29 protein-coding genes and 4 tRNA genes are annotated in these 26,523 nt (G+C 55.6%); all 33 read left to right on the top strand.

Going from position 1 to position 26,523, the window contains the following annotated elements; translation table 11 throughout:
- Positions 1–193 precede the first annotated feature (193 nt).
- Positions 194–1,153 carry a bifunctional biotin--[acetyl-CoA-carboxylase] ligase/biotin operon repressor BirA gene (gene birA / locus V0R60_RS18645; RefSeq protein ID WP_330080481.1) on the top strand — a complete coding sequence of 320 codons (960 nt, stop codon included), beginning with the start codon at positions 194–196 and terminating at the stop codon, positions 1,151–1,153.
- Entirely contained in the window at positions 1,143–1,889 is a 747-nt protein-coding gene (locus tag V0R60_RS18640; RefSeq protein WP_330080480.1) for a pantothenate kinase, read from the top strand. The genes birA and V0R60_RS18640 overlap by 11 nt, the downstream gene beginning before the upstream one ends.
- A 7-nt stretch (positions 1,890–1,896) precedes the next feature.
- Positions 1,897–2,325 (top strand): hypothetical protein, encoded by a 429-nt coding sequence (locus V0R60_RS18635; RefSeq protein ID WP_330080479.1) that lies wholly within the window; start codon positions 1,897–1,899, stop codon positions 2,323–2,325.
- 143 nt (positions 2,326–2,468) lie between these two features.
- Positions 2,469–2,553 (top strand) — tRNA-Tyr (locus tag V0R60_RS18630).
- A gap of 23 nt (positions 2,554–2,576) precedes the next feature.
- A tRNA-Gly gene (locus tag V0R60_RS18625) sits at positions 2,577–2,650 on the top strand.
- Between the two features lie 26 nt (positions 2,651–2,676).
- Positions 2,677–2,752: transfer RNA gene (locus V0R60_RS18620), tRNA-Thr, on the top strand.
- 85 nt (positions 2,753–2,837) lie between these two features.
- On the top strand, positions 2,838–4,031 hold the full coding sequence (gene tuf / locus V0R60_RS18615) for an elongation factor Tu (protein WP_105642145.1): 1,194 nt from the start codon (positions 2,838–2,840) through the stop codon (positions 4,029–4,031).
- A gap of 53 nt (positions 4,032–4,084) precedes the next feature.
- Positions 4,085–4,160, top strand: a tRNA-Trp gene (locus V0R60_RS18610).
- 45 nt (positions 4,161–4,205) lie between these two features.
- Positions 4,206–4,574: a preprotein translocase subunit SecE gene (gene secE / locus V0R60_RS18605; RefSeq protein WP_136474249.1), complete on the top strand. Its 369-nt coding sequence runs from the start codon at positions 4,206–4,208 to the stop codon at positions 4,572–4,574.
- A 9-nt stretch (positions 4,575–4,583) separates the two neighbouring features.
- On the top strand, positions 4,584–5,117 hold the full coding sequence (nusG, locus tag V0R60_RS18600; protein ID WP_136474250.1) for a transcription termination/antitermination protein NusG: 534 nt from the start codon (positions 4,584–4,586) through the stop codon (positions 5,115–5,117).
- Positions 5,118–5,238: 121 nt separating this feature from the next.
- Positions 5,239–5,670 carry a 50S ribosomal protein L11 gene (rplK, locus tag V0R60_RS18595; RefSeq protein WP_028944937.1) on the top strand — a complete coding sequence of 144 codons (432 nt, stop codon included), beginning with the start codon at positions 5,239–5,241 and terminating at the stop codon, positions 5,668–5,670.
- Positions 5,670–6,365: a 50S ribosomal protein L1 gene (rplA, locus tag V0R60_RS18590; RefSeq protein ID WP_136474251.1), complete on the top strand. Its 696-nt coding sequence runs from the start codon at positions 5,670–5,672 to the stop codon at positions 6,363–6,365. Before rplK ends, rplA begins: the two co-directional genes overlap by 1 nt.
- A 199-nt stretch (positions 6,366–6,564) precedes the next feature.
- Entirely contained in the window at positions 6,565–7,065 is a 501-nt protein-coding gene (gene rplJ / locus V0R60_RS18585) for a 50S ribosomal protein L10 (RefSeq protein WP_045190247.1), read from the top strand.
- A gap of 78 nt (positions 7,066–7,143) precedes the next feature.
- The gene (rplL, locus tag V0R60_RS18580) at positions 7,144–7,509 is read left to right on the top strand and encodes a 50S ribosomal protein L7/L12 (RefSeq protein WP_043861936.1); all 366 of its coding nucleotides are present in this window, start codon (positions 7,144–7,146) and stop codon (positions 7,507–7,509) included.
- Positions 7,510–7,728: 219 nt separating this feature from the next.
- On the top strand, positions 7,729–11,802 hold the full coding sequence (rpoB, locus tag V0R60_RS18575) for a DNA-directed RNA polymerase subunit beta (protein WP_136474252.1): 4,074 nt from the start codon (positions 7,729–7,731) through the stop codon (positions 11,800–11,802).
- Between the two features lie 64 nt (positions 11,803–11,866).
- On the top strand, positions 11,867–16,066 hold the full coding sequence (rpoC, locus tag V0R60_RS18570) for a DNA-directed RNA polymerase subunit beta' (protein WP_136474253.1): 4,200 nt from the start codon (positions 11,867–11,869) through the stop codon (positions 16,064–16,066).
- Between the two features lie 210 nt (positions 16,067–16,276).
- The gene (rpsL, locus tag V0R60_RS18565; protein ID WP_003186084.1) at positions 16,277–16,648 is read left to right on the top strand and encodes a 30S ribosomal protein S12; all 372 of its coding nucleotides are present in this window, start codon (positions 16,277–16,279) and stop codon (positions 16,646–16,648) included.
- Between the two features lie 120 nt (positions 16,649–16,768).
- Entirely contained in the window at positions 16,769–17,239 is a 471-nt protein-coding gene (rpsG, locus tag V0R60_RS18560; RefSeq protein WP_008089143.1) for a 30S ribosomal protein S7, read from the top strand.
- A 30-nt stretch (positions 17,240–17,269) separates the two neighbouring features.
- Positions 17,270–19,417, top strand: coding sequence for an elongation factor G (gene fusA / locus V0R60_RS18555; RefSeq protein WP_330080478.1), 2,148 nt, complete (start codon positions 17,270–17,272; stop codon positions 19,415–19,417).
- 31 nt (positions 19,418–19,448) lie between these two features.
- The gene (gene tuf / locus V0R60_RS18550; RefSeq protein ID WP_105642145.1) at positions 19,449–20,642 is read left to right on the top strand and encodes an elongation factor Tu; all 1,194 of its coding nucleotides are present in this window, start codon (positions 19,449–19,451) and stop codon (positions 20,640–20,642) included.
- A gap of 143 nt (positions 20,643–20,785) precedes the next feature.
- Entirely contained in the window at positions 20,786–21,097 is a 312-nt protein-coding gene (gene rpsJ / locus V0R60_RS18545) for a 30S ribosomal protein S10 (RefSeq protein ID WP_003186070.1), read from the top strand.
- Positions 21,098–21,177: 80 nt separating this feature from the next.
- Entirely contained in the window at positions 21,178–21,813 is a 636-nt protein-coding gene (gene rplC, locus V0R60_RS18540) for a 50S ribosomal protein L3 (protein ID WP_028944484.1), read from the top strand.
- 12 nt (positions 21,814–21,825) lie between these two features.
- Complete coding sequence (rplD, locus tag V0R60_RS18535; protein WP_010220305.1) at positions 21,826–22,428, top strand: 50S ribosomal protein L4; 603 nt, start codon at positions 21,826–21,828, stop codon at positions 22,426–22,428.
- Complete coding sequence (gene rplW / locus V0R60_RS18530) at positions 22,425–22,724, top strand: 50S ribosomal protein L23 (protein ID WP_010220306.1); 300 nt, start codon at positions 22,425–22,427, stop codon at positions 22,722–22,724. Before rplD ends, rplW begins: the two co-directional genes overlap by 4 nt.
- Positions 22,725–22,738: 14 nt before the next feature.
- Entirely contained in the window at positions 22,739–23,563 is an 825-nt protein-coding gene (gene rplB, locus V0R60_RS18525; RefSeq protein WP_136474255.1) for a 50S ribosomal protein L2, read from the top strand.
- Between the two features lie 16 nt (positions 23,564–23,579).
- On the top strand, positions 23,580–23,855 hold the full coding sequence (gene rpsS / locus V0R60_RS18520; protein ID WP_002555486.1) for a 30S ribosomal protein S19: 276 nt from the start codon (positions 23,580–23,582) through the stop codon (positions 23,853–23,855).
- Between the two features lie 11 nt (positions 23,856–23,866).
- Complete coding sequence (gene rplV, locus V0R60_RS18515; RefSeq protein ID WP_003103908.1) at positions 23,867–24,199, top strand: 50S ribosomal protein L22; 333 nt, start codon at positions 23,867–23,869, stop codon at positions 24,197–24,199.
- 13 nt (positions 24,200–24,212) lie between these two features.
- Positions 24,213–24,899, top strand: a complete 687-nt coding sequence (gene rpsC, locus V0R60_RS18510; RefSeq protein WP_010220308.1) for a 30S ribosomal protein S3 — start codon at positions 24,213–24,215, stop codon at positions 24,897–24,899.
- Positions 24,900–24,911: 12 nt separating this feature from the next.
- Positions 24,912–25,325, top strand: a complete 414-nt coding sequence (gene rplP, locus V0R60_RS18505; RefSeq protein WP_003255479.1) for a 50S ribosomal protein L16 — start codon at positions 24,912–24,914, stop codon at positions 25,323–25,325.
- Positions 25,325–25,516: a 50S ribosomal protein L29 gene (rpmC, locus tag V0R60_RS18500; protein WP_002555481.1), complete on the top strand. Its 192-nt coding sequence runs from the start codon at positions 25,325–25,327 to the stop codon at positions 25,514–25,516. Before rplP ends, rpmC begins: the two co-directional genes overlap by 1 nt.
- Positions 25,517–25,518: 2 nt before the next feature.
- The gene (gene rpsQ / locus V0R60_RS18495; RefSeq protein WP_028944481.1) at positions 25,519–25,785 is read left to right on the top strand and encodes a 30S ribosomal protein S17; all 267 of its coding nucleotides are present in this window, start codon (positions 25,519–25,521) and stop codon (positions 25,783–25,785) included.
- Positions 25,786–25,808: 23 nt separating this feature from the next.
- A complete protein-coding gene (rplN, locus tag V0R60_RS18490; RefSeq protein WP_002555479.1) occupies positions 25,809–26,177 on the top strand; it encodes a 50S ribosomal protein L14 in 369 nt (122 codons plus the stop codon).
- Between the two features lie 11 nt (positions 26,178–26,188).
- Positions 26,189–26,503, top strand: coding sequence for a 50S ribosomal protein L24 (gene rplX / locus V0R60_RS18485; RefSeq protein ID WP_008374158.1), 315 nt, complete (start codon positions 26,189–26,191; stop codon positions 26,501–26,503).
- Positions 26,504–26,523: the final 20 nt, after the last annotated feature.

Genomic DNA, 26,523 nt, shown 5'->3' with positions numbered 1-26,523 from the left:
AGATTAAATTCCGAAACCCCTATCTGCACATGCAGGTAGGGGTTTTGTCTTTTCCGGCATCGCACACCTCGCCGCTGCCGGGGCGAGGTTTACCCGCGATACCGTCCAATTCGGCGCCTCTGCTTCATCTGTTTTCTATGCAATCCCTACCTGCATGGCTATCATGCCAGCCTCATCAAGAGTCGAGATTGGCATGCTGAAGTTGTTAGAGCTCCTCAAGGATGGCCGATTCCATTCCGGGCAGGATCTGGGGAATGCCCTTGGCATAAGTCGCAGTGCTGTCTGGAAACAGCTACAGCACCTTGAGGCCGAGTTGAATCTACCCATTCATAAGGTGCGCGGCCGCGGCTATCAGTTAGCCTCGCCCTTGGTCCTGCTGCAGGAGCACGAGATAGCTGAGCATTCGCAGGGCGAGCCTTGGCCGGTGCTGGTCTTTGAGTCCATCGACTCGACGAATGCGCAAGCCTTGCGCGCAATTGCAGCAGGGCAGCGTGCGCCCTTCCTGGTGGTTGCCGAGCGTCAAACCGCGGGGCGGGGTCGGCGCGGGCGACAATGGGTAAGTCCATTTGCAGACAACCTCTACTACAGCCTGGTGTTGCGTATTGAGGGTGGCATGCGCCAGCTCGAGGGTTTGAGCCTGGTTGTAGGCCTCGCGGTCATGCGCGCGCTGCAGTCATTTGGTGTCGTGAATGCCGGATTGAAGTGGCCTAATGATGTGCTGGTCAATAATCAGAAGATTGCCGGGATTTTGTTGGAATTAGTGGGTGATCCGGCTGATGTCTGTCATGTGGTGCTGGGTATAGGTATCAACGTCAACATGCAGGCGGCTAAAGAGGTTGATCAGCCATGGACCTCCGTGCGCCGTGAGGTGGGAAGTTCAATTGATCGCAACTTGCTAGTGGCCAGGTTGAACCGCAATCTGCAGGTGGACCTCGAGCGCCACCGTGAAGCCGGCTTCGCTGGGTTTCAGGCAGAGTGGGAGCAGGCGCACCTGTGGCAGGGGCGAGCTGTATCGCTGATTGCCGGGACCAACAAGGTCGACGGTACTGTTTTGGGGATCGATGGCCAAGGTGCATTGCGCCTTGAAGTCGATGGAGTAGAAAAGAGCTTCAGCGGTGGTGAGCTCAGTTTGAGGTTGCGTGATGATTCTTGAGCTCGATTGCGGTAACAGCTTTATCAAGTGGCGCGTAATTCGCGACACGGACTTGTCGATTGTCGGTAGCGGGGTGGTCGACTCCGATATGGCCCTGGTCGATGCGGTCAGTGCGCTTGCGCTGCCGCCTAAGCAGTGTCGCTTGGTCAGTGTGCGCAGTGAGGAGGAAACGATAAGTTTATCCGCACTTTTACATCAGTGTTTCGGGCTTCGGGTTCTCGTCGCGCAACCGGCCAAAGAGGTTGCAGGTGTGCGCAACGGATATGAAGACTATCAGCGTCTCGGTCTGGATCGCTGGCTCGCTGTATTGGGTGCATATCGTTTGTCGGGTGGGGCGTGTCTGGTCATGGACTTTGGGACTGCAGCCAAGGCGGACTTCGTTGCAGCGGATGGCGAGCACCTGGGGGGCTTTATCTGTCCGGGAATGCCTTTGATGCGTAGCCAGTTGCGTACGCACACTCGCAGGATTCGATACGACGATGCCTCCGCTGAGCGAGCGCTATCAAGCATGGCCCCTGGGCGCTCTACGGTCGAAGCGGTTGAGCGTGGATGTGTGCATATGCTTCAAGGCTTCGTTCGTTCCCAGCTCGATCACGCGCGGGAGCTGTGGGGTGAGGATTTCTCGGTTTTGCTGACCGGTGGTGATGCGCCGCTGGTGCAAGAGGCTGCGCCAACTGCACGTGTAGTGCCTGATTTGGTGTTTGTCGGCCTGGCGATGGCCTGCCCCCTGGATTGAGGTGACTATGCGTTGGTTGTTTCTGTTATTGGTGGTGCTCAATGCTGCTTATTACGTATGGCATCAGCAGGAGGCTCCTTTGAGGGTCAAGGAGGTCGCGCCACTTTCGCTTTATAAGGGCAACCAGCAGGGTATACGTCTGTTGAGTGAGTCGCATCAGAATGCGCAGGTTCCAGCGGGTGGTCGTGAGTGTCTGTACGTAGGTGGGGTAAGCGGTCAAGAGCAGCTCGGAGCCTTGCGGCAGCGACTCTTGAGTTTGGATGTGGCCTCGGTTCCTGTTACGGGCAGGCTTGGAGATGAGGCGGGGCTTTGGTTGCAAATTCAGCCGGACAGCCAGCGTTTGCTTGATCAATCCCTGCTCGGGACACTTTCTCGAGATTTCAAAGACTTAAAACATAAAATAAAGTTGTGCGAGGGTATTGCAACTGGTGAATAGCTTGATAGAATGGCGCCCGCTTCACAGGGATGACCACTAAGTGGCAACACTGTGAAGTAGCTGTCAAATTAGCTAACCTCAAGATTTTAATGAGAAAAAGCTTGACAGTAGGACGGCAAGAGTTGAAAATGCCGCCCAGCTCAGGAGGGGTTCCCGAGCGGCCAAAGGGATCAGACTGTAAATCTGACGTCTACGACTTCGAAGGTTCGAATCCTTCCCCCTCCACCATTTTAGCGAGAGCTGCAAGCTCCGCGGGTATAGTTTAGTGGTAGAACCTCAGCCTTCCAAGCTGATGATGCGGGTTCGATTCCCGCTACCCGCTCCAAGTTTGCTGTTGTTGCACAGTGTTACGCTCTTGTAGCTCAGTTGGTAGAGCACACCCTTGGTAAGGGTGAGGTCAGCGGTTCAAATCCGCTCAAGAGCTCCATATAACAAGGCAGATATGAAAATATCTGCCTTTGTTTTAATGGCTGCATTAACTTGCTTATTTCTTCTTGCTGAGGATTGTCTCGATGGCTAAGGAAAAGTTCGATCGTAGTTTGCCGCACGTGAACGTCGGCACCATTGGTCACGTTGACCATGGCAAGACCACGCTGACCGCAGCTCTGACTCGCGTCTGCTCCGAAGTTTTCGGTTCGGCCGTCGTCGAATTCGACAAGATCGACAGCGCTCCAGAAGAGAAAGCTCGCGGTATCACCATCAACACCGCACACGTTGAGTACAACTCGAACATTCGTCACTACGCTCACGTTGACTGCCCAGGTCACGCTGACTACGTGAAGAACATGATCACTGGTGCTGCCCAGATGGACGGCGCGATCCTGGTTTGCTCGGCCGCTGATGGTCCGATGCCACAAACTCGTGAGCACATCCTGCTGTCCCGTCAGGTTGGCGTTCCGTACATCGTGGTCTTCCTGAACAAGGCTGACCTGGTAGACGACGCTGAGCTGCTGGAACTGGTTGAGATGGAAGTTCGCGACCTGCTGTCCACCTACGACTTCCCAGGCGACGACACTCCGATCATCATTGGTTCGGCTCGTATGGCGCTGGAAGGCAAAGACGACAACGAAATGGGCACCACCGCTGTCAAGCGTCTGGTTGAAACTCTGGACAGCTACATCCCAGAGCCAGAGCGTGCTATCGACAAGCCGTTCCTGATGCCAATCGAAGACGTATTCTCGATCTCGGGTCGTGGTACCGTTGTTACCGGTCGTATCGAGCGTGGTATCGTCCGCGTTCAGGACGCCCTGGAAATCGTTGGTCTGCGTGACACCACCACCACCACCTGCACCGGTGTTGAGATGTTCCGCAAGCTGCTGGACGAAGGTCGTGCTGGCGAGAACTGCGGCGTTCTGCTGCGTGGTACCAAGCGTGACGACGTTGAGCGTGGTCAGGTTCTGGTCAAGCCAGGTTCGGTTAAGCCGCACACCAAGTTCACCGCAGAAGTATACGTTCTGAGCAAGGAAGAAGGCGGCCGTCATACTCCGTTCTTCAAAGGCTACCGTCCACAGTTCTACTTCCGTACTACTGACGTGACTGGTAACTGCGAGCTGCCAGAAGGCGTTGAAATGGTAATGCCAGGTGACAACATCCAGATGACTGTCACTCTGATCAAAACCATCGCAATGGAAGATGGTCTGCGCTTCGCTATCCGTGAAGGCGGTCGTACCGTCGGCGCTGGCGTCGTAGCAAAGATTATCGAATAAGTAGTTGATTTCTCTCGATCAGGCCGGCATAATGGCCGGCCTGATAAGCTTTTAGGTCAGTAGCTCAATTGGCAGAGCGACGGTCTCCAAAACCGTAGGTTGGGGGTTCGATTCCCTCCTGACCTGCCAGATTCACCTCGTGTGTCTGGCTTTCTTTTCACAGGATCTTCCTAGATGACTCCCAAGGCTGAAGCCCAAGACTCTCGTTTTGATCTGCTCAAGTGGCTGGCTGTTGTCGCTTTGGTGGTTGTAGGTGTTGTAGGTAATCTTTATTACTCTGCTTCGCCGATTCTGTATCGCGTACTCGCACTGCTTGCTCTTGCTGCTGTTGCTGGCTTTATTGCCCTGCAGACTGCTAAAGGCAGGTCGTTCTTTACGCTGGTAAAGGAAGCGCGCACCGAGATTCGTAAAGTCGTATGGCCAACCCGTCAAGAAACCATGCAGACCACGCTCATTGTGGTTGCTGTTGTTCTGGTTATGGCGCTGCTGCTGTGGGGTCTCGACTCCCTGCTCGGTTGGTTGATTTCCTTGATTGTTGGCTAAGGGTGTCCCGTGGCTAAGCGTTGGTATGTTGTGCATGCTTACTCGGGTTACGAGAAGCATGTAATGCGCTCGCTGATCGAGCGCGTAAAGCTGGCTGGCATGGAAGACGGGTTCGGCGAGATTCTGGTCCCCACTGAAGAAGTGGTTGAGATGCGCAATGGCCAGAAGCGCAAAAGCGAACGTAAATTCTTTCCAGGTTATGTGCTGGTGCAAATGGAAATGAACGAAGGGACTTGGCACTTGGTCAAGGACACCCCTCGCGTCATGGGCTTCATTGGTGGTACTGCAGATAAGCCTGCACCCATCACTGATAAAGAAGCCGAGGCCATTTTGCGTCGTGTTGCTGATGGTAGCGACAAGCCTAAGCCAAAGACGCTGTTCGAGCCGGGCGAAGTCGTCCGTGTTATCGATGGCCCGTTTGCAGACTTCAACGGTACTGTTGAAGAAGTTAACTACGAGAAGAGTCGGATCCAAGTGGCCGTACTCATTTTCGGTCGCTCTACTCCGGTGGAGCTCGAGTTCAGCCAGGTCGAAAAGGTCTAGCCGAACAACGCATCCCATTACCCCGCAGCCCTATGTGCTGCGGGGTTTTGTCGTCACTGGGATAAAACGCAAGTAATCCGGGGAGCCTTTTTGGCGTTCGTACCCGATATTGGAGTAGCTCATGGCTAAGAAGATTCAGGCTTACATCAAGCTGCAAGTAAAGGCCGGCCAGGCCAACCCAAGCCCACCCGTTGGTCCAGCTCTGGGTCAACACGGTGTGAACATCATGGAATTCTGCAAGGCCTTCAACGCCCGTACTCAGGGTCAAGAAGCCGGTCTGCCGACTCCTGTGATCATCACTGTTTACAGTGACCGCAGCTTCACCTTCGAAACCAAAAGCACCCCTGCTTCGGTTCTGCTGAAGAAAGCAGCTGGCCTGACCAGCGGCTCTGCACGTCCTAACACCGTTAAAGTCGGTACTGTGACCCGTGCTCAGCTGGAAGAGATCGCAAAAACCAAAAATGCTGATCTGACTGCCGCTGACATGGAAGCAGCCGTGCGTACTATCGCCGGTTCTGCTCGCAGCATGGGCCTCAACGTGGAGGGTGTGTAATGGCTAAGCTGACTAAGCGCCAAAAGGCCATTGCTTCGAAGCTCGAAGCTGGCAAAGTCTACAACTTCGAAGACGCAGCAGTGCTGCTGGCCGAACTGTCCACCGTGAAGTTCAGCGAGTCCTTCGACATTGCTGTCAACCTCGGCGTTGACCCACGTAAATCTGACCAGGTTGTTCGTAGCGCTACTGTGCTGCCACACGGCACTGGCAAGACTGTACGTGTTGCTGTCTTCACCCAGGGTCCAGCTGCTGAGGCCGCTCTGGCTGCCGGCGCTGACCGTGTAGGTATGGACGATCTGGCTGCTGAAATGAAAGCCGGCGACCTGAACTATGACGTCGTTATTGCTTCCCCGGACGCAATGCGTGTTGTAGGTCAGTTGGGTCAGGTTCTGGGTCCTCGTGGCCTGATGCCTAACCCGAAAGTTGGTACCGTGACTCCCGACGTAGCTACCGCGGTTAAAAACGCCAAGGCTGGTCAGGTTCGTTATCGCACCGACAAAAACGGCATCATCCACACCTCCGTTGGCAAAATCGGCTTTGAAGCCGGCAAGCTGAAGGAAAACGTTGAAGCCCTGATCGCTGACCTGAAGCGTATCAAGCCAGCTTCTTCGAAAGGTATCTACGTTAAGCGCGTTACCCTGAGCACCACCATGGGTCCAGGCCTGGTCATCGACCAAGGCTCGCTGAACGCGTAAGACAAAAATCGACGCGAGCGATCGCGTCGGTTTAAAAAATTGGGGTCCCTGCCTGGCGGGGGCTATCCAAGACCGTAGGCGACGCAAGTCTTAAACCACAAGCCTACGCAGATGGTGCCCCTGGTTCTTTAGCGAATCAGACACCAAAACGACATCCGGCTTCGGCTGGATGAAACGGTAACAAGCAGGAGTTTTACCCGTGGCAATTAAACTCGAAGACAAGAAGGCCATCGTCGCTGAAGTCAACGAGGCTGCCAAAGTCGCTCTGTCTGCTGTCGTGGCTGATGCCCGTGGCGTGACTGTAGGCGCAATGACCGGACTCCGTAAAGAGGCTCGTGAAGCTGGCGTTTACGTACGTGTTGTACGTAACACCCTGCTCAAGCGCGCTGTTGCTGACACTGAATTCAGTGTCCTCAACGACGCCTTCACCGGCCCTACCCTGATTGCATTCTCCAACGAGCACCCGGGCGCTGCTGCCCGTCTGTTCGCTGAGTTCGCCAAGGGTCAGAGCAAGTTCGAGATCAAGGCAGCTGCGTTCGACGGCAAGTTCCTTGCCGCAAACCAGATCGACGTGTTGGCTTCTCTGCCAACTCGCGACGAGGCTATTGCGAAGCTGATGAGCGTGATCCAAGGCGCTACCAGCAAGCTGGCTCGTACTTTGGCAGCCGTTCGCGACCAGAAAGAAGCTGCTGCTGCCTAAGGCACAGAAAGCGCTTTCGAAATCATACGTTTAATTTGATGGCTGCGTAGGCTGTCACCCCAATACAGGATTTAAGTCATGTCTCTGACTAACGAGCAAATCATCGAAGCAATCGGCCAGAAAACCGTTCTGGAAGTTGTTGAGCTGATCAAAGCAATGGAAGAAACCTTCGGCGTTACCGCTGCTGTTGCCGCTGCTGGCCCAGCTGCTGCTGCTGCCGTTGTTGAAGAACAAACCGAGTTCAACGTTGTTCTGGTTGCCGCTGGCGACAAGAAAGTAAACGTGATCAAGGCTGTTCGTGAACTGACCGGCCTGGGCCTGAAAGAAGCCAAGGAAAAGGTTGATACCGCTCCTCAAGTCGTTGCTGAAGGCGTTTCGAAAGAAGCTGCTGACAAAGCCAAGGCTGACCTGGAAGCAGCAGGCGCTACTGTCGAACTGAAGTAATTTCGACTGTGCGTCTCCAGCCCGAGCGATAAGCGAAAGGCTGATGGCTGGTGGCTCTTGCCACCGGCCTTTTTCCGTTATTGGTGGCCGACCAGGTCGGCACCAGTGACGAGCGGTAACCACCGATGACGGTGGCGCAAACCAAGGGGTTTGCACGATTTTCTGGCTGCTCCCGTCGGGAGAAGCCAAACAAGCAGGTGACCAAGCTGGGGAACGCTGATGGCTTACTCATACACTGAGAAAAAACGTATCCGCAAGGACTTTAGCAAGTTGCCGGACGTCATGGATGTGCCTTACCTCCTGGCCATCCAGCTGGATTCGTATCGTGAATTCTTGCAAGCGGGAGCGACCAAAGATCAGTTCCGCGACGTGGGCCTGCATGCGGCCTTCAAATCGGTTTTCCCGATCATCAGCTACTCCGGCAATGCTGCCCTGGAGTATGTTGGCTATCGTCTGGGCGAACCGGCTTTTGATGTCAAAGAATGTGTACTGCGTGGCGTGACCTACGCGGTTCCGCTGCGGGTGAAAGTCCGCCTGATCATTTTCGACAAAGAATCGTCGAACAAAGCGATCAAGGACATCAAAGAGCAAGAAGTCTACATGGGTGAAATCCCCCTGATGACTGAAAACGGTACCTTCGTAATCAACGGTACCGAGCGTGTTATCGTTTCCCAGTTGCACCGTTCGCCGGGCGTGTTCTTCGATCACGACCGCGGCAAGACGCACAGCTCTGGCAAACTGCTGTACTCGGCGCGGATCATTCCTTACCGCGGCTCGTGGCTGGACTTCGAATTCGATCCGAAAGACTGTGTATTCGTCCGTATCGACCGTCGTCGCAAGCTGCCTGCATCGGTATTGCTGCGTGCGCTGGGTTACAGCACGGAAGAAGTGCTGGACGCTTTCTACACCACCAACGTATTCCACGTCTCGGGCGAGAAGCTCAGCCTGGAGCTGGTACCTCAGCGTCTGCGTGGTGAAGTTGCAGTCATGGATATCCATGATGACTCTGGCAAGGTTATTGTCGAGCAAGGTCGTCGTATCACTGCTCGTCACATCAACCAGCTGGAAAAAGCCGGCGTCAAGCAACTGGACGTTCCGCTGGAATACGTCCTGGGGCGCACCACCGCCAAGGCGATCGTGCACCCAGCTACCGGTGAAATCCTGGCTGAGTGCAACACCGAGCTGAGCACTGATGTTTTGGTGAAGATCGCCAAGGCTCAGGTTGTTCGCATCGAGACGCTGTACACCAACGACATCGACTGTGGTCCGTTCATCTCGGATACCCTGAAGATCGACTCCACCAGCAACCAACTGGAAGCGCTGGTCGAAATCTATCGCATGATGCGTCCTGGCGAGCCGCCAACCAAGGACGCAGCCGAAACCCTGTTCAACAACCTGTTCTTCAGTGCTGAGCGCTACGATCTGTCTGCCGTAGGCCGCATGAAGTTCAACCGTCGTATCGGTCGTACCGAGATCGAAGGTTCGGGCGTGCTGAGCAAGGAAGATATCGTCGAGGTCCTCAAGACCCTGGTCGATATCCGTAACGGCAAAGGCATCGTCGACGACATCGACCACCTGGGTAACCGTCGTGTTCGCTGCGTTGGTGAAATGGCCGAGAACCAGTTCCGTGTGGGCCTGGTGCGTGTTGAGCGTGCGGTCAAAGAGCGTCTGTCGATGGCAGAAAGCGAAGGCCTGATGCCTCAGGACCTGATCAACGCCAAGCCGGTTGCGGCGGCGGTGAAAGAGTTCTTCGGTTCCAGCCAGCTTTCGCAGTTCATGGACCAGAACAACCCGCTCTCCGAAATTACCCACAAGCGCCGTGTTTCTGCACTCGGCCCTGGTGGTTTGACCCGTGAGCGTGCCGGCTTCGAAGTCCGTGACGTACACCCGACCCATTATGGCCGCGTGTGCCCGATCGAGACGCCTGAAGGTCCGAACATCGGTCTGATCAACTCCCTGGCGGCGTACGCTCGCACTAACCAGTATGGCTTCCTGGAAAGCCCGTACCGTGTAGTGAAAGAGGGTATTGTCACCGACGATATCGTGTTCCTGTCGGCGATCGAAGAAGCTGATCACGTCATCGCTCAGGCTTCGGCCACGATGGACGAGAAGAAGCACCTGATCGACGAACTGGTGGCCGTTCGTCACCTGAACGAATTCACTGTCAAGGCCCCAGAAGACGTCACCTTGATGGACGTTTCGCCGAAGCAGGTAGTTTCGGTTGCAGCGTCGCTGATTCCGTTCCTCGAGCACGACGACGCCAACCGTGCGTTGATGGGTTCGAACATGCAGCGTCAGGCTGTACCAACACTGCGTGCCGACAAGCCGCTGGTCGGTACCGGTATGGAGCGCAACGTTGCGCGTGACTCCGGCGTTTGTGTCGTGGCTCGTCGTGGCGGTGTGATCGACTCCGTCGATGCCAGCCGTATCGTTGTTCGTGTTGCGGATGACGAAGTTGAAACTGGCGAAGCCGGTGTCGACATCTACAACCTGACCAAATACACCCGTTCGAACCAGAACACCTGCATCAACCAGCGTCCGCTGGTGAGCAAAGGTGATGTGGTTCAGCGTAGTGACATCATGGCTGACGGCCCGTCCACCGATATGGGTGAATTGGCGCTGGGTCAGAACATGCGCATCGCATTCATGGCGTGGAACGGCTTCAACTTCGAAGACTCCATCTGCCTGTCTGAGCGCGTGGTTCAGGAAGATCGCTTCACCACGATCCACATTCAGGAACTCACCTGTGTGGCTCGTGACACCAAGCTTGGCCCAGAGGAAATCACCGCGGACATCCCGAACGTTGGTGAAGCTGCGCTGAACAAGCTGGACGAGGCGGGTATCGTCTACGTTGGTGCTGAAGTCTGCGCGGGTGACATTCTGGTCGGCAAGGTCACGCCAAAAGGCGAAACCCAGCTCACTCCAGAAGAGAAACTGCTGCGTGCAATCTTCGGTGAGAAGGCGAGCGACGTCAAAGACACCTCCCTGCGCGTGCCTACCGGCACCAAAGGTACTGTCATCGACGTACAAGTCTTCACTCGTGACGGCGTTGAGCGCGATAGCCGAGCTCTGTCCATCGAGAAAATGCAACTCGACGAGATCCGTAAGGATCTGAACGAAGAGTTCCGTATCGTTGAAGGCGCAACCTTCGAGCGTCTGCGTTCTGCCTTGAACGGCCAGGTCGTCGATGGTGGTGCAGGTCTTAAGAAAGGCACTGTGATCACCAACGAAGTACTGGACGGTCTGGAGCACGGACAGTGGTTCAAGCTGCGTATGGCCGAGGACGCGCTGAACGAGCAACTCGAGAAGGCTCAGGCCTACATCGTTGATCGTCGCCGTCTGCTGGACGACAAGTTCGAAGACAAGAAACGCAAGCTGCAACAGGGCGATGACCTGGCTCCGGGCGTACTGAAGATCGTCAAGGTTTACCTGGCAATCCGCCGTCGCATCCAGCCGGGTGACAAGATGGCCGGTCGTCACGGTAACAAGGGTGTTGTCTCGGTAATCATGCCGGTAGAAGACATGCCGCACGATGCCAACGGTACCCCGGTCGACGTGGTGCTCAACCCGCTGGGTGTACCATCGCGTATGAACGTCGGTCAGATCCTCGAAACCCACCTTGGCCTCGCTGCCAAAGGCTTGGGTGAGAAGATCAACCGCATGCTTGAAGAGCAGCGCAAGGTCATCGAGCTGCGCAAGTTCCTCACTGAGATCTACAACGAGATCGGTGGCCGCCAGGAAAGCCTGGAAGACTTCTCCGACCAGGAAATCCTGGATTTGGCGAAGAACCTCAAAGGCGGTGTGCCAATGGCCACTCCAGTCTTCGACGGTGCTAAGGAAAGCGAGATCAAGGCCATGCTGAAACTGGCAGACATGCCAGAAAGCGGTCAGATGCAGCTGTTCGACGGCCGTACCGGCAACAAGTTCGAGCGTCCAGTGACCGTTGGTTACATGTACATGCTCAAGCTGAACCACTTGGTGGACGACAAGATGCACGCGCGTTCCACTGGTTCTTATAGCCTGGTTACCCAGCAGCCGCTGGGTGGTAAGGCGCAGTTCGGTGGTCAGCGTTTCGGGGAGATGGAAGTGTGGGCGCTGGAAGCATACGGCGCGGCATACACCCTGCAAGAAATGCTCACAGTGAAGTCGGACGACGTGAACGGTCGGACCAAGATGTACAAAAACATCGTGGACGGCGATCACCGTATGGAGCCGGGCATGCCCGAGTCCTTCAACGTGTTGATCAAAGAGATTCGTTCGCTCGGTATCGATATCGATCTGGAAACCGAATAACACGTGACGCGAATCGGGAGCGTGGCTGAAAAGCCCGCTCCCTGCTCCGCCAGGAGGAAAGGCCTTGAAAGACCTACTGAATTTGCTGAAAAACCAGGGTCAAGTCGAAGAGTTCGACGCCATCCGTATCGGACTGGCCTCGCCTGAGATGATCCGTTCGTGGTCGTTCGGTGAAGTGAAAAAGCCGGAAACCATCAACTACCGTACGTTCAAGCCTGAGCGTGACGGCCTGTTCTGCGCCAAGATCTTTGGCCCAGTCAAGGATTACGAGTGCCTGTGCGGTAAGTACAAGCGCCTGAAGCACCGTGGTGTCATCTGTGAGAAGTGTGGCGTTGAAGTCGCTCTGGCCAAGGTTCGTCGTGAGCGCATGGCGCACATTGAATTGGCCTCTCCGGTTGCCCACATCTGGTTCCTGAAGTCGCTGCCGTCCCGTATCGGCCTGCTGATGGACATGACCCTGCGTGATATCGAGCGCGTTCTCTACTTCGAGAGCTATGTCGTTATCGATCCGGGCATGACCACGCTGGAAAAAGGCCAACTGCTCAACGACGAGCAATACTTCGAAGCGCTGGAAGAGTTCGGTGATGACTTCGACGCCCGTATGGGTGCCGAGGCTGTCCGTGAACTGCTGCACGCTATCGACCTGGAGCACGAGATCGGTCGCCTGCGCGAAGAAATTCCGCAGACCAACTCGGAAACCAAGATCAAGAAGCTGTCCAAGCGTTTGAAGCTGATGGAGGCCTTCCAGGGCTCGGGCAACTTGCCTGAGTGGATGGTTCTGACTGTTCTGCCGGTATTGCCGCCAGATCTGCGTCCATTGGTTCCGCTGGATGGTGGTCGCTTCGCGACTTCCGACCTGAACGATCTGTATCGTCGGGTTATCAACCGTAACAACCGTCTGAAGCGCCTGCTCGATCTGTCCGCTCCGGACATCATCGTGCGTAACGAAAAGCGCATGCTGCAAGAAGCGGTCGACGCCTTGCTGGACAACGGCCGTCGCGGTCGTGCCATCACTGGTTCGAACAAGCGTCCTCTGAAATCCTTGGCCGATATGATCAAGGGTAAGCAGGGTCGTTTCCGTCAGAACTTGCTCGGTAAGCGTGTTGACTATTCTGGCCGTTCGGTAATTACCGTAGGTCCGACCCTGCGTCTGCACCAGTGCGGTCTGCCGAAGAAGATGGCTCTCGAGCTGTTCAAGCCGTTCATTTTCGGCAAGCTGGAAATGCGTGGTCTGGCGACCACCATCAAGGCCGCCAAGAAGATGGTCGAGCGCGAGCTGCCAGAGGTTTGGGACGTTCTCGCCGAAGTGATTCGCGAACACCCCGTACTGCTCAACCGTGCGCCGACCCTTCACCGTTTGGGTATCCAGGCTTTTGAACCGGTACTGATCGAAGGTAAGGCTATTCAGCTGCACCCGCTGGTCTGTGCTGCGTACAACGCCGACTTCGACGGTGACCAAATGGCCGTTCACGTGCCGCTGACGCTGGAAGCTCAGCTCGAAGCGCGCGCGCTGATGATGTCGACCAACAACATTCTGTCGCCAGCCAACGGTGAGCCAATCATCGTTCCGTCGCAGGACGTTGTACTGGGTCTGTACTACATGACCCGTGAAGCCATCAATGCCAAGGGTGAGGGTCGTGTATTTGCCGACCTGCAGGAAGTCGACCGCGTATTCCGCGCTGGCGAAGCTGCCCTGCATGCCAAGATCAAGGTTCGTATCAACGAAACCGTTAACGATCGTGATGGTGGCAGCGTCAAGAATACCCGTATCGTCGACACCACTGTCGGACGTGCGTTGCTGTTCCAGGTTGTTCCACCAGGTCTGTCGTACGACGTGGTCAACCAGCCAATGAAGAAAAAGGCGATCTCCAAGCTGATCAACCAGTGCTACCGCGTGGTTGGTTTGAAAGAGACCGTGATCTTCGCTGACCAGCTGATGTACACCGGTTTTGCCTACTCGACCATCTCTGGCGTTTCCATCGGTGTTAACGACTTCGTTATCCCGGACGAGAAAGCCCGCATCATCGGTACTGCCACCGACGAAGTGAAAGAGATCGAGAGTCAGTACGCCTCCGGCCTGGTAACCCAGGGCGAGAAGTACAACAAAGTTATCGACTTGTGGTCCAAGGCGAACGACGAAGTTTCCAAGGCGATGATGACCAACCTCTCGAAAGAGAAGGTCATCGACCGCGATGGTAACGAAGTCGAGCAAGAGTCCTTCAACTCGATGTACATGATGGCTGACTCCGGTGCTCGGGGTTCGGCAGCTCAGATTCGTCAGTTGGCCGGTATGCGTGGTCTGATGGCCAAGCCGGACGGCTCGATCATCGAGACGCCGATCACCGCGAACTTCCGTGAAGGTCTGAGCGTACTGCAGTACTTCATCTCGACTCACGGTGCTCGTAAGGGTCTTGCGGATACCGCGTTGAAAACCGCGAACTCCGGTTACCTGACTCGTCGTCTGGTAGACGTTGCCCAGGATCTGGTTGTGACCGAGATCGACTGTGGCACCGAGCAGGGCCTGCTGATGACGCCGCACATTGAAGGTGGCGATGTTGTTGAGCCGCTGGGTGAACGGGTTCTGGGTCGTGTCATTGCCCGTGACGTGTTCAAGCCAGGCACCGACGACGTTATCGTTCCGGCCGGTACCCTGGTCGACGAGAAGTGGGTTGAGTTCATCGAACTGAACAGCATCGACGAAGTCATCGTGCGTTCGCCGATCAGCTGTGAAACTCGCTACGGCATTTGCGCCAAGTGCTACGGTCGTGACCTGGCTCGCGGTCATCAGGTGAACATCGGTGAAGCGGTCGGCGTTATCGCTGCGCAATCCATCGGTGAGCCGGGTACTCAGCTGACCATGCGTACGTTCCACATCGGTGGTGCTGCAAGCCGGACCTCGGCTGCTGACAGCGTCCAGGTGAAGAACGGCGGTATGGTCCGTCTGCACAACCTGAAGCAGGTCGAGCGTGCCGACGGTAACCTGGTTGCCGTATCGCGTTCCGGTGAATTGGCTATTGCCGACGAATTCGGTCGTGAGCGTGAGCGCTACAAACTGCCGTACGGCGCCGTGATCTCGGTGAAGGAAGGCGACAAGGTCGACGCTGGCGCTATCGTCGCCAAGTGGGACCCGCACACCCACCCGATCGTTACCGAAATGAAAGGTACCGTGACCTTCGTGGGCATGGAAGAAGGCATCACGATCAAGCGTCAAACTGACGAATTGACCGGCCTGACCAACATTGAAGTTCTGGACGTCAAAGATCGTCCGGCTGCAGGTAAAGAAATTCGTCCTGCAATCAAGATGGTCGATGCCAATGGCAAGGATCTGCTGCTGCCGGGTACCGACGTACCTGCACAGTACTTCCTCCCGGCGAACGCCCTGGTTGGTGTGGCTGACGGTGCACAGATCGGTGTTGGTGACGTTATCGCGCGTATTCCGCAAGAGACCTCGAAGACTCGTGACATCACCGGTGGTCTGCCGCGCGTTGCTGACTTGTTCGAAGCTCGTCGTCCGAAGGAAGCCTCGATTCTGGCTGAGGTCAGCGGCACCATCGCGTTCGGTAAAGAAACCAAAGGCAAGCGTCGTTTGGTTATTACCCCGAACGACGGTACCGATCCGTACGAGGAGCTGATTCCGAAGTGGCGTCACCTGAACGTCTTCGAAGGCGAACAAGTGAACCGCGGCGAAGTTATCTCCGACGGTCCAAGCGATCCGCACGACATCCTGCGTCTGCTGGGTGTAAGCGCATTGGCCAAGTACATCGTCAACGAGATTCAGGACGTTTACCGTCTGCAAGGCGTGAAGATCAACGACAAGCACATCGAAACCATTCTGCGTCAGATGCTGCGCAAGGTTGAGATTTCCGAGTCGGGCGATTCCAGCTTCATCAAGGGCGACCAGATGGAACTGACCCACGTACTGGTGGAGAACGAGCGCCTTGGCGCGGAAGACAAGTTTGTCTCCAAGTTCACCCGTGTGCTGCTGGGTATCACCAAGGCCTCGCTGTCGACCGAATCGTTCATCTCGGCGGCTTCCTTCCAGGAAACCACTCGAGTGCTGACCGAAGCGGCGGTAACTGGCAAGCGCGATTACCTGCGCGGCCTGAAAGAAAACGTGGTCGTGGGTCGTCTGATCCCGGCCGGTACCGGTCTGGCATACCACAGCGAGCGCAAGCGTCGCCGTGATGCCGACAAGCCGCTGCGCGTAAGTGCCAGTGAGGTCGAAGCCGCACTGACTGAAGCGCTGAACTCCAGCGGTAATTGAAAGTAGGGCAGGGCCCCGGCTGACCTGATCCGCGCATTGGTGACATAAATTGTTGCCGATGACCGGGGAGGGGAGGCTGGGGCCTCGTCTTGACTGGGGACAAGATCCTCTTTAGACTCTTGTACCCCTAAATTTGGTGGGACTTCGTCCTGCCAATTTTTGCTTTTCTTGCAAGACAATAGCGTCGCAAGACAACAGTGGAGCTAGTAGATGGCAACTATCAACCAGCTGGTACGTCAGCCGCGTAAGCGTATCGTCGAGAAATCCGACGTTCCTGCGCTGCAGAACTGCCCGCAACGTCGTGGCGTGTGCACCCGTGTGTACACCACTACGCCGAAAAAACCTAACTCGGCACTGCGTAAAGTATGCCGTGTGCGTCTGACCAACGGTTTCGAGGTTTCCTCGTACATCGGTGGTGAAGGCCACAACCTGCAAGAGCACAGCGTGGTACTGATCCGCGGCGGTCGTGTAAAAGACTTGCCAGGTGTTCGTTACCACACCGTTCGCGGCTCTCTGGATACTTCCGGCGTTAAAGGCCGTAACCAGGGTCGTTCGAAGTACGGTACCAAGCGTCCGAAGTAATCGGTCGTTTGCAGCAATTTGCAGTAATTCATTTTATTGAGTCGATAAGAGTAAGGTCGGGCACGAATCCAATGGGTTCACTGTCCCGGGCTAACCTGAAGACCGTTTGAGGGCTTATCAATGCCAAGACGTCGTGTAGCAGCCAAGCGTGAGATTCTGGACGATCCAAAATACGGAAGCCAGATCCTCGCCAAGTTCATGAACCACGTGATGGAAAGCGGCAAGAAGGCCGTTGCCGAGCGTATCGTTTACGGTGCGCTGGACAAGGTCAAAGAACGCAAGAACAGCGATCCCCTGGAAATCTTCGAGAAAGCTCTCGACGCCATCGCTCCGCTGGTCGAAGTTAAGTCGCGCCGTGTTGGCGGTGCCACTTACCAGGTTCCTGTTGAAGTTCGTCCATCCCGTCGTAACGCCCTGGCAATGCGCTGGTTGGTAGACTACGCCCGTAAGCGTGGCGAGAAGTCCATGGCCCTGCGCCTGGCTGGCGAGCTGCTGGATGCTGCTGAAGGCAAAGGTGCTGCAGTCAAGAAGCGTGAAGACGTACACCGTATGGCCGAAGCCAACAAAGCGTTCTCGCACTACCGCTTCTAATTCAAGCATCAATCTTTTTGCGAGGGCTCTATGGCTCGTACTACACCAATCAACCGCTACCGTAACATTGGTATTTGCGCGCACGTTGACGCAGGCAAAACTACCACTACTGAGCGGATCCTGTTTTACACAGGCCTGAGCCACAAAATGGGCGAGGTGCATGATGGCGCCGCGACTACCGACTGGATGGTGCAGGAGCAGGAGCGGGGTATTACCATTACCTCCGCTGCTGTAACCACCTTCTGGGAGGGTTCCCGTGGCCAGTATGGCAAATACCGCGTAAACGTCATCGATACCCCGGGCCACGTTGACTTCACCATTGAAGTAGAACGTTCCCTGCGCGTACTCGACGGCGCCGTCGTTGTATTCTGCGGTACTTCTGGCGTTGAGCCGCAGTCCGAAACCGTATGGCGTCAAGCCAACAAATACGGTGTTCCACGTGTTGTCTACGTGAACAAGATGGACCGCGCTGGCGCTGACTTCCTGCGTGTTGTTGGTCAGATCAAGAACCGTCTGGGTCACACCCCGGTTCCTGTTCAGTTGGCCATCGGTTCGGAAGATAACTTCCAGGGTCAGGTCGACCTGATCAAGATGAAGGCTATCTACTGGAACGACGACGACAAGGGCACCACCTATCGCGAGGAAGAAATTCCTGCCGATATGCTGAGCCTGGCTGAAGAGTGGCGCGCCAATATGGTCGAAGCCGCTGCAGAAGCTAACGAAGAGCTGATGAACAAGTACCTTGAAGAAGGTGAGCTGAGCATCGACGAAATCAAGGCAGGCCTGCGTGCGCGCACCCTGGCTAGCGAGATCGTTCCGGCTGTCTGCGGTTCTTCCTTCAAGAACAAGGGCGTTCCACTGGTTCTCGATGCTGTTATCGACTTCCTGCCTGCTCCTACCGAGATTCCTGCGATCAAGGGTATCCACCCTGACCTGATCGAGAAGCCGAAGGAAGAGCTGACTGAAGGCGATTATGACGAGCGTCACGCTGACGACAATGAGCCGTTCTCGGCTCTGGCGTTCAAAATTGCTACTGACCCGTTCGTGGGTACCCTGACTTTCGTGCGCGTTTACTCGGGCATGCTGCAGTCTGGCGACTCCGTGATCAACTCGGTCAAGGGCAAGAAAGAGCGCGTTGGTCGTATGGTGCAGATGCACGCCAACCAGCGTGAAGAGATCAAAGAAGTACTGGCAGGCGACATCGCTGCTCTGATCGGCATGAAGGACGTCACCACCGGTGACACCCTGTGCAATGCCGACAAGCCGATCATCCTCGAGCGTATGGACTTCCCGGAGCCTGTGATTTCGGTAGCTGTTGAGCCGAAAACCAAGCAAGACCAGGAAAAGATGGGTATCGCACTGGGCAAACTGGCTCAAGAAGACCCGTCGTTCCGTGTCAAGACCGACGAAGAAACCGGCCAGACCATCATTTCCGGTATGGGCGAGCTTCACCTGGATATCCTCGTTGACCGCATGAAGCGCGAGTTCAACGTCGAGGCCAACATCGGTAAGCCGCAGGTTTCCTACCGCGAGCAGATCACCAAGGACAACGTCGAAATCGAAGGTAAGTTCGTTCGTCAGTCCGGTGGTCGTGGTCAGTTCGGTCACTGCTGGATTCGCTTCTCGCAGCCATCCGTGGACGCGCAAGGCAACATCACCGAAGGTCTGGAATTCACCAACGAAGTTGTAGGTGGTGTGGTTCCTAAGGAATACATCCCGGCGATCCAGAAGGGTATCGAAGAGCAGATGAAGAACGGCATCGTTGCCGGCTATCCGCTGATCGGCCTGAAGGCAACCGTGTTTGATGGTTCTTACCACGACGTCGACTCCAACGAGATGGCGTTCAAGGTAGCGGCCTCCATGGCGACCAAGCAGCTCGCAGCCAAAGGCGGCGGCAAAGTGCTTGAGCCGATCATGAAGGTAGAAGTTGTGACCCCTGAGGACTACATGGGTGACGTGATGGGTGACCTGAACCGTCGTCGTGGCCTGATCCAGGGTATGGAAGATTCGGTGTCCGGCAAGGTTGTCCGTGCTGAAGTTCCGCTCGGAGAAATGTTCGGTTATGCGACCGACGTTCGTTCCATGTCTCAGGGTCGCGCGAGCTACTCCATGGAATTCTCCAAATACGCCGAAGCTCCGTCGAATATCGTCGAAGCGCTCGTTAAAAAACAAGGCTGATTCAGCCCCTTTAGGCTAGGAGTTCACTGTCGTGGCTAAAGAAAAATTTGATCGTTCCCTCCCGCACGTCAACGTTGGCACCATCGGTCACGTTGACCACGGTAAAACCACTCTGACCGCAGCTCTGACTCGCGTCTGCTCCGAAGTTTTCGGTTCGGCCGTCGTCGAATTCGACAAGATCGACAGCGCTCCAGAAGAGAAAGCTCGCGGTATCACCATCAACACCGCACACGTTGAGTACAACTCGAACATTCGTCACTACGCTCACGTTGACTGCCCAGGTCACGCTGACTACGTGAAGAACATGATCACTGGTGCTGCCCAGATGGACGGCGCGATCCTGGTTTGCTCGGCCGCTGATGGTCCGATGCCACAAACTCGTGAGCACATCCTGCTGTCCCGTCAGGTTGGCGTTCCGTACATCGTGGTCTTCCTGAACAAGGCTGACCTGGTAGACGACGCTGAGCTGCTGGAACTGGTTGAGATGGAAGTTCGCGACCTGCTGTCCACCTACGACTTCCCAGGCGACGACACTCCGATCATCATTGGTTCGGCTCGTATGGCGCTGGAAGGCAAAGACGACAACGAAATGGGCACCACCGCTGTCAAGCGTCTGGTTGAAACTCTGGACAGCTACATCCCAGAGCCAGAGCGTGCTATCGACAAGCCGTTCCTGATGCCAATCGAAGACGTATTCTCGATCTCGGGTCGTGGTACCGTTGTTACCGGTCGTATCGAGCGTGGTATCGTCCGCGTTCAGGACGCCCTGGAAATCGTTGGTCTGCGTGACACCACCACCACCACCTGCACCGGTGTTGAGATGTTCCGCAAGCTGCTGGACGAAGGTCGTGCTGGCGAGAACTGCGGCGTTCTGCTGCGTGGTACCAAGCGTGACGACGTTGAGCGTGGTCAGGTTCTGGTCAAGCCAGGTTCGGTTAAGCCGCACACCAAGTTCACCGCAGAAGTATACGTTCTGAGCAAGGAAGAAGGCGGCCGTCATACTCCGTTCTTCAAAGGCTACCGTCCACAGTTCTACTTCCGTACTACTGACGTGACTGGTAACTGCGAGCTGCCAGAAGGCGTTGAAATGGTAATGCCAGGTGACAACATCCAGATGACTGTCACTCTGATCAAAACCATCGCAATGGAAGATGGTCTGCGCTTCGCTATCCGTGAAGGCGGTCGTACCGTCGGCGCTGGCGTCGTAGCCAAAATCATCGAGTAATTCTCGATAGGTTGAAAAAGCCCCCGCTTAGCGGGGGCTTTTTTTATTGGGTTGACACCCAATAGGGGCGTCTATAGAATCACGCCTCCTTTTAACGGGCGTAGTGCGCCCGGTGGGAATAGCAGCCTGGAGTCTGAAATCCAATGCAAAATCAGCAAATCCGTATCAGGTTGAAGGCTTTTGACCATCGCCTGATCGACCAATCCACCCAGGAAATCGTGGAAACCGCGAAACGTACTGGTGCTCAAGTGCGTGGTCCAATTCCACTGCCTACCCGTAAAGAGCGGTTCACCGTTCTGGTCTCCCCGCACGTCAACAAAGACGCGCGTGACCAGTACGAGATCCGTACTCATAAGCGCGTTCTGGACATCGTCCAGCCAACGGATAAAACCGTTGATGCACTTATGAAGCTTGATCTTGCGGCCGGCGTGGAAGTGCAGATCAGCCTCGGCTAAGACTCTGTCTTAGTCGTGTAACGCTCTGAAATGGGCGGCCATAGCGGGTGAAAGCCCCGTACACTCATGAGGTTTACAACATGACTATTGGTGTAGTCGGTCGTAAATGCGGTATGACCCGTATTTTCACCGAAGAAGGTGTCTCCATTCCGGTCACGGTCATTGAGATCGAGCCGAATCGCGTCACCCAGTTCAAAACCGAAGAAACCGATGGCTACCGTGCAGTGCAAGTCACTGTTGGTGAGCGTCGTGCTTCGCGTGTGACTGCTGCTCAAGCAGGTCACTTCGCTAAAGCGAACGTTGCCGCTGGTCGCGGTGTCTGGGAATTCCGTCTTGAAGAAGGCGATTACCAGGCTGGCGACTTGATCAATGCAGAAATCTTCGCTGCTGGCCAGATGGTAGATGTTACCGGTCAGTCGAAAGGTAAAGGCTTCGCCGGTACCATCAAGCGCTGGAACTTCCGCGGTCAAGATAACACCCACGGTAACTCCGTTTCCCACCGCGTCCCGGGCTCTATCGGCCAGTGCCAGACTCCTGGTCGTGTATTCAAGGGCAAGAAAATGTCCGGTCACATGGGCGCCGAGCGCGTGACCGTTCAGTCCCTGGAAGTAGTGCGCGTCGACGCTGAACGCAATCTGTTGCTGGTCAAGGGTGCCGTTCCTGGCGCTACTGGCGGTGATCTGGTTGTGCGTCCGGCTGCCAAGGCTCGCGGGTAAGGGGAAGCTGACATGCAACTAAATGTAAATGACGCTCAAGCGATCGAAGTTTCCGAACTGACTTTCGGTGGCGAATTCAACGAGACGCTGGTTCACCAAGCAGTCGTGGCCTACATGGCTGGCGGCCGTCAGGGTACCAAGCAGCAGAAAACCCGTTCCGACGTTGCTGGTGGCGGTAAGCGCCCATGGCGTCAGAAAGGTACTGGTCGCGCTCGTGCCGGTACTATCCGTAGCCCAATCTGGCGTGGCGGTGGTACCACTTTCGCAGCTCGTCCTCAGGATCACTCGCAGAAGCTCAACAAGAAGATGTACCGCGCAGCAATGCGTTCCATCCTCGCTGAGCTGGTGCGTACCGACCGTCTGGTCGTGGTTCAGGACTTCGCTGTTGAAGCACCGAAAACCAAAGACCTGCTGAACAAGCTGAACGGCATGGGTCTGAGCGACGTACTGATCGTTTCTGACGCTGTTGATCAGAATCTGTACCTGGCTGCTCGTAACCTGCCACACGTCGACGTACGTGACGTGCAGGGTTCCGATCCGGTCAGTCTGATCGCATACGACAAAGTGTTGATCACTGTGTCGGCCGTGAAGAAATTCGAGGAGCTGCTGGGATGAACCAGGAACGCGTATTTAAAGTCCTCCTTGGCCCGCACGTTTCCGAGAAGGCTACCGTTCTGGCTGAGAAAAAAGGCCAGTTCGTATTCAAGGTTGCTACTGATGCAACCAAGCTGGAAATCAAGAAAGCTGTCGAAGGCCTGTTCGGCGTAAAAGTCGAAAACGTGTCGACCGTAAACGTTCTGGGTAAAACCAAGCGTACCGCACGTGGTCTGGGCAAGCGCAATGACTGGAAGAAAGCGATCGTTTCGCTTCAGCCAGGCCAAGATCTCGATTTCAGCAGCAGTGCTGAGTAAGGAAGGGGTGCATCATGGCAATCGTTAAATGCAAACCGACTTCCCCTGGCCGCCGTTTCGTGGTCAAGGTGGTCAACAAGGAGCTGCACAAAGGCGCTCCTCACGCACCGCTGCTCGAGAAGAAGTCGAAGTCTGGTGGTCGTAACAACAATGGCCGCATCACTACTCGTCACGTAGGTGGTGGTCATAAGCAGCATTACCGTATGGTCGATTTTCGTCGCAACGACAAAGATGGCATCATCGCCACTGTCGAGCGTATCGAATACGATCCAAACCGTACTGCTCACATCGCACTGCTGTGCTACGCAGACGGCGAGCGCCGCTACATCATCGCCCCTAAAGGCGTGAGTGCTGGCGACCAGCTGATCGCAGGCGCACTGGCTCCAATCAAGCCAGGCAACTCCCTGCAACTGCGCAACATTCCAGTGGGTAGCACCATTCACGGCATCGAACTGAAGCCGGGCAAAGGTGCACAAATCGCTCGTTCCGCTGGTGCTTCGGCTCAGCTGATCGCTCGCGAAGGTGTCTACGTGACCGTGCGTCTGCGCTCTGGTGAGATGCGTAAAGTCCTGGCTGAATGCCGTGCGACCCTGGGTGAAGTCTCGAACTCCGAGCACAGCCTGCGTTCGCTGGGTAAAGCTGGTGCTAAACGCTGGCGTGGCGTTCGCCCAACCGTTCGTGGTGTTGCCATGAACCCGGTTGACCACCCACATGGTGGTGGTGAAGGTCGTACCTCCGGTGGTCGTCATCCGGTATCGCCATGGGGCTTCCCGACTAAGGGCGCGAAGACTCGTGGTAATAAGCGTACCGACAACATGATCGTCCGTCGTCGCAAGTAAATAGAGGGATACGACAGTGCCACGTTCTCTGAAAAAAGGTCCTTTTATCGATCTTCACCTACTGAAGAAGATCGAAGTGGCGGCGGAAAAGAACGATCGCAAACCAGTTAAGACCTGGTCGCGCCGTTCGATGATCCTGCCACAAATGGTCGGTCTGACCATCGCGGTACACAACGGTCGTCAACACGTCCCAGTTCTCGTGAACGAAGACATGGTCGGCCATAAACTGGGCGAGTTTGCCGGTACCCGCACTTATCGTGGGCACGTGGCTGACAAGAAAGCCAAGCGTTAAGGGGTAAGGAAATGGAAGTAGCCGCTAAGTTGTCGGGCGCTCGAATCTCCGCCCAGAAAGCCCGCTTGGTCGCCGACCAGATCCGCGGGAAGAAGGTGGGCGAAGCGCTCAACCTGTTGGCCTTCAGCAGCAAAAAAGCCGCTGAAATCATGAAGAAAGTCCTCGAGTCGGCCGTAGCCAACGCCGAGCATAACGAAGGCGCAGACGTTGATGACCTGAAGGTCTCCACCGTTTTCGTCAACGAAGGGCGTTCGCTGAAGCGCATCATGCCGCGTGCCAAAGGCCGCGCTGATCGCATCGTCAAGCGGTCTTGCCATATCACTGTCAAGGTTGCGGACAAGTAACGGAGTCGATCAGATGGGTCAGAAAGTACATCCCACTGGCATTCGCCTGGGAATCGTCAAGGAGCACACCTCCGTCTGGTACGCAGACGGTCGGACTTATGCGGACTATTTGCTCGCAGATCTGAATGTGCGTGAGTACCTCCAAGACAAACTAAAAAGCGCGTCCGTTAGCCGTATCGATATCCATCGTCCGGCTCAAACTGCACGCATCACCATCCACACCGCTCGTCCAGGTATCGTTATCGGGAAGAAAGGTGAAGATGTTGAGAAACTGCGTCAGGACCTGACCAAGCAAATGGGTGTGCCTGTGCACATCAATATCGAAGAGATCCGCAAGCCGGAACTCGACGGTATGCTGGTAGCTCAGAGCGTAGCTCAGCAGCTGGAGCGTCGTGTGATGTTCCGTCGCGCCATGAAGCGCGCCGTACAGAACGCCATGCGCATTGGTGCCAAAGGCATCAAGATCCAGGTGAGCGGTCGTCTCGGCGGTGCTGAAATCGCACGTACTGAATGGTATCGCGAAGGTCGTGTGCCACTGCACACCCTGCGTGCTGACATCGACTATGCCACTTACGAAGCTCACACCACTTACGGTGTGATCGGTGTGAAGGTTTGGATTTTCAAAGGCGAAGTTATTGGTGGTCGCCAAGAAGAACTGAAACCACAAGCACCAGCGCCTCGTAAAAAAGCTGCTAAGTAAGGGGTACGCCAAATGTTGCAACCAAAGCGTACAAAATTCCGCAAGCAGATGACTGGCCACAACCGTGGTCTGGCGCTGCGCGGTAGCAAAGTCAGCTTCGGCGAATTTGCTCTGAAAGCTGTTGCTCGCGGTCGTCTCACCGCTCGCCAGATCGAATCGGCACGTCGTGCCCTGACTCGTCACGTAAAACGTGGCGGTAAGATCTGGATCCGTGTGTTCCCGGACAAGCCGATCTCCAAGAAGCCTCTCGAAGTGCGGATGGGTAAAGGTAAAGGTTCCGTGGAATACTGGGTTGCCCAGATCCAGCCAGGCAAAGTCCTGTACGAGATCGAGGGTGTTTCTGAAGAGCTGGCGCGTGAGGCTTTCGCCTTGGCGGCTGCAAAGCTGCCTCTCGCCACCTCCTTTGTTAAGCGGACGGTGATGTGATGAAAGCGAATGAACTTCGTGAAAAATCAGCACAGCAGCTGAACGAGCAACTGCTCGGCTTGCTGCGCGACCAGTTCAATCTGCGTATGCAGAAAGCAACTGGCCAGTTGGGGCAGTCGCACCTGCTCTCGCAAGTTAAGCGTGACATCGCTCGCGTGAAAACTGTGCTCAACCAGCAGGCAGGTAAGTAATCATGGCTGAAGCTGAAAAAACCGTCCGTACGCTGACTGGCCGTGTCGTCAGCGACAAGATGGACAAAACCATCACCGTACTGATCGAGCGTCGCGTAAAGCACCCGATCTACGGTAAATACGTTAAGCGTTCGACTAAGCTGCACGCGCACGACGAAACCAATCAGTGCCACATCGGCGACAAGGTCTCCATCCGTGAGACTCGTCCGCTGGCCAAGACCAAAGCTTGGGCACTGGTTGAAGTTCTCGAACGCGCTGTTGAAGTCTAAGGGCTAAGGGTCGGAGAAATTTTATGATTCAGACTCAATCCATGCTCGATGTGGCCGATAACAGCGGCGCTCGTCGCGTCATGTGTATCAAGGTGCTCGGCGGTTCCCACCGCCGTTACGCCGGTATCGGTGACATCATCAAGGTAACCGTCAAGGAAGCAATTCCTCGCGGTAAAGTGAAGAAAGGCCAAGTGATGACTGCTGTTGTAGTCCGCACTCGCCACGGTGTCCGTCGTGCTGACGGCTCCATCATCCGCTTTGATGGCAATGCTGCTGTTCTGCTGAACAACAAGCAAGAGCCGATCGGCACCCGTATCTTTGGGCCAGTGACCCGTGAACTTCGTACTGAGAAGTTCATGAAGATCGTCTCGCTCGCCCCAGAAGTGCTGTAAGGAGATCCGACATGCAAAAGATTCGTCGTGACGACGAGATCATCGTGATCGCCGGCAAAGACAAAGGTAAGCGCGGTAAGGTGCTCAAGGTTCTCGCTGACGACCGTCTGGTCGTTGGTGGGATCAACCTGGTGAAGCGTCATACCAAGCCTAACCCGATGTCGGGCGTACAAGGCGGTATCGTCGAGAAAGAAGCGCCACTGCACGCTTCCAACGTCGCCATTTTCAACGGCGAAACCAACAAGGCTGACCGCGTTGGTTTCAAAGTAGAAGAAGGCAAGAAAATTCGTGTCTTCAAGTCGACCCAAAAAGCGGTTGATGCTTGAACACTGCTAGGTAGAAGACC

It is taken from the genome of Pseudomonas auratipiscis, from assembly GCF_036324085.1.
GTDB lineage: Bacteria > Pseudomonadota > Gammaproteobacteria > Pseudomonadales > Pseudomonadaceae > Aquipseudomonas > Aquipseudomonas auratipiscis.
The sequence above is the reverse complement of the archived record's forward strand: the minus strand, read 5'-3'. Positions and strand labels throughout refer to the sequence as shown.

Excerpts from the sequence above, each read along its gene's own strand:
- V0R60_RS18640 (WP_330080480.1), top strand. The coding sequence starts at position 1,143 with ATGATTCTTGAGCTCGATTGCGGTAACAGCTTTATCAAGTGGCGCGTA.
- rplN (WP_002555479.1), top strand. The coding sequence starts at position 25,809 with ATGATTCAGACTCAATCCATGCTCGATGTGGCCGATAACAGCGGCGCT.
- rplC (WP_028944484.1), top strand. The coding sequence starts at position 21,178 with ATGACTATTGGTGTAGTCGGTCGTAAATGCGGTATGACCCGTATTTTC.
- rpsQ (WP_028944481.1), top strand. The coding sequence starts at position 25,519 with ATGGCTGAAGCTGAAAAAACCGTCCGTACGCTGACTGGCCGTGTCGTC.
- rplK (WP_028944937.1), top strand. The coding sequence starts at position 5,239 with ATGGCTAAGAAGATTCAGGCTTACATCAAGCTGCAAGTAAAGGCCGGC.
- rpoB (WP_136474252.1), top strand. The coding sequence starts at position 7,729 with ATGGCTTACTCATACACTGAGAAAAAACGTATCCGCAAGGACTTTAGC.
- rplD (WP_010220305.1), top strand. The coding sequence starts at position 21,826 with ATGCAACTAAATGTAAATGACGCTCAAGCGATCGAAGTTTCCGAACTG.
- fusA (WP_330080478.1), top strand. The coding sequence starts at position 17,270 with ATGGCTCGTACTACACCAATCAACCGCTACCGTAACATTGGTATTTGC.
- rplV (WP_003103908.1), top strand. The coding sequence starts at position 23,867 with ATGGAAGTAGCCGCTAAGTTGTCGGGCGCTCGAATCTCCGCCCAGAAA.
- rplX (WP_008374158.1), top strand. The coding sequence starts at position 26,189 with ATGCAAAAGATTCGTCGTGACGACGAGATCATCGTGATCGCCGGCAAA.
- rpsG (WP_008089143.1), top strand. The coding sequence starts at position 16,769 with ATGCCAAGACGTCGTGTAGCAGCCAAGCGTGAGATTCTGGACGATCCA.
- rplL (WP_043861936.1), top strand. The coding sequence starts at position 7,144 with ATGTCTCTGACTAACGAGCAAATCATCGAAGCAATCGGCCAGAAAACC.
- rpsJ (WP_003186070.1), top strand. The coding sequence starts at position 20,786 with ATGCAAAATCAGCAAATCCGTATCAGGTTGAAGGCTTTTGACCATCGC.
- V0R60_RS18635 (WP_330080479.1), top strand. The coding sequence starts at position 1,897 with ATGCGTTGGTTGTTTCTGTTATTGGTGGTGCTCAATGCTGCTTATTAC.
- rpsC (WP_010220308.1), top strand. The coding sequence starts at position 24,213 with ATGGGTCAGAAAGTACATCCCACTGGCATTCGCCTGGGAATCGTCAAG.
- secE (WP_136474249.1), top strand. The coding sequence starts at position 4,206 with ATGACTCCCAAGGCTGAAGCCCAAGACTCTCGTTTTGATCTGCTCAAG.
- tuf (WP_105642145.1), top strand. The coding sequence starts at position 2,838 with ATGGCTAAGGAAAAGTTCGATCGTAGTTTGCCGCACGTGAACGTCGGC.
- rplW (WP_010220306.1), top strand. The coding sequence starts at position 22,425 with ATGAACCAGGAACGCGTATTTAAAGTCCTCCTTGGCCCGCACGTTTCC.
- rplA (WP_136474251.1), top strand. The coding sequence starts at position 5,670 with ATGGCTAAGCTGACTAAGCGCCAAAAGGCCATTGCTTCGAAGCTCGAA.
- rplB (WP_136474255.1), top strand. The coding sequence starts at position 22,739 with ATGGCAATCGTTAAATGCAAACCGACTTCCCCTGGCCGCCGTTTCGTG.
- birA (WP_330080481.1), top strand. The coding sequence starts at position 194 with ATGCTGAAGTTGTTAGAGCTCCTCAAGGATGGCCGATTCCATTCCGGG.
- rpsL (WP_003186084.1), top strand. The coding sequence starts at position 16,277 with ATGGCAACTATCAACCAGCTGGTACGTCAGCCGCGTAAGCGTATCGTC.
- rplP (WP_003255479.1), top strand. The coding sequence starts at position 24,912 with ATGTTGCAACCAAAGCGTACAAAATTCCGCAAGCAGATGACTGGCCAC.
- rpmC (WP_002555481.1), top strand. The coding sequence starts at position 25,325 with ATGAAAGCGAATGAACTTCGTGAAAAATCAGCACAGCAGCTGAACGAG.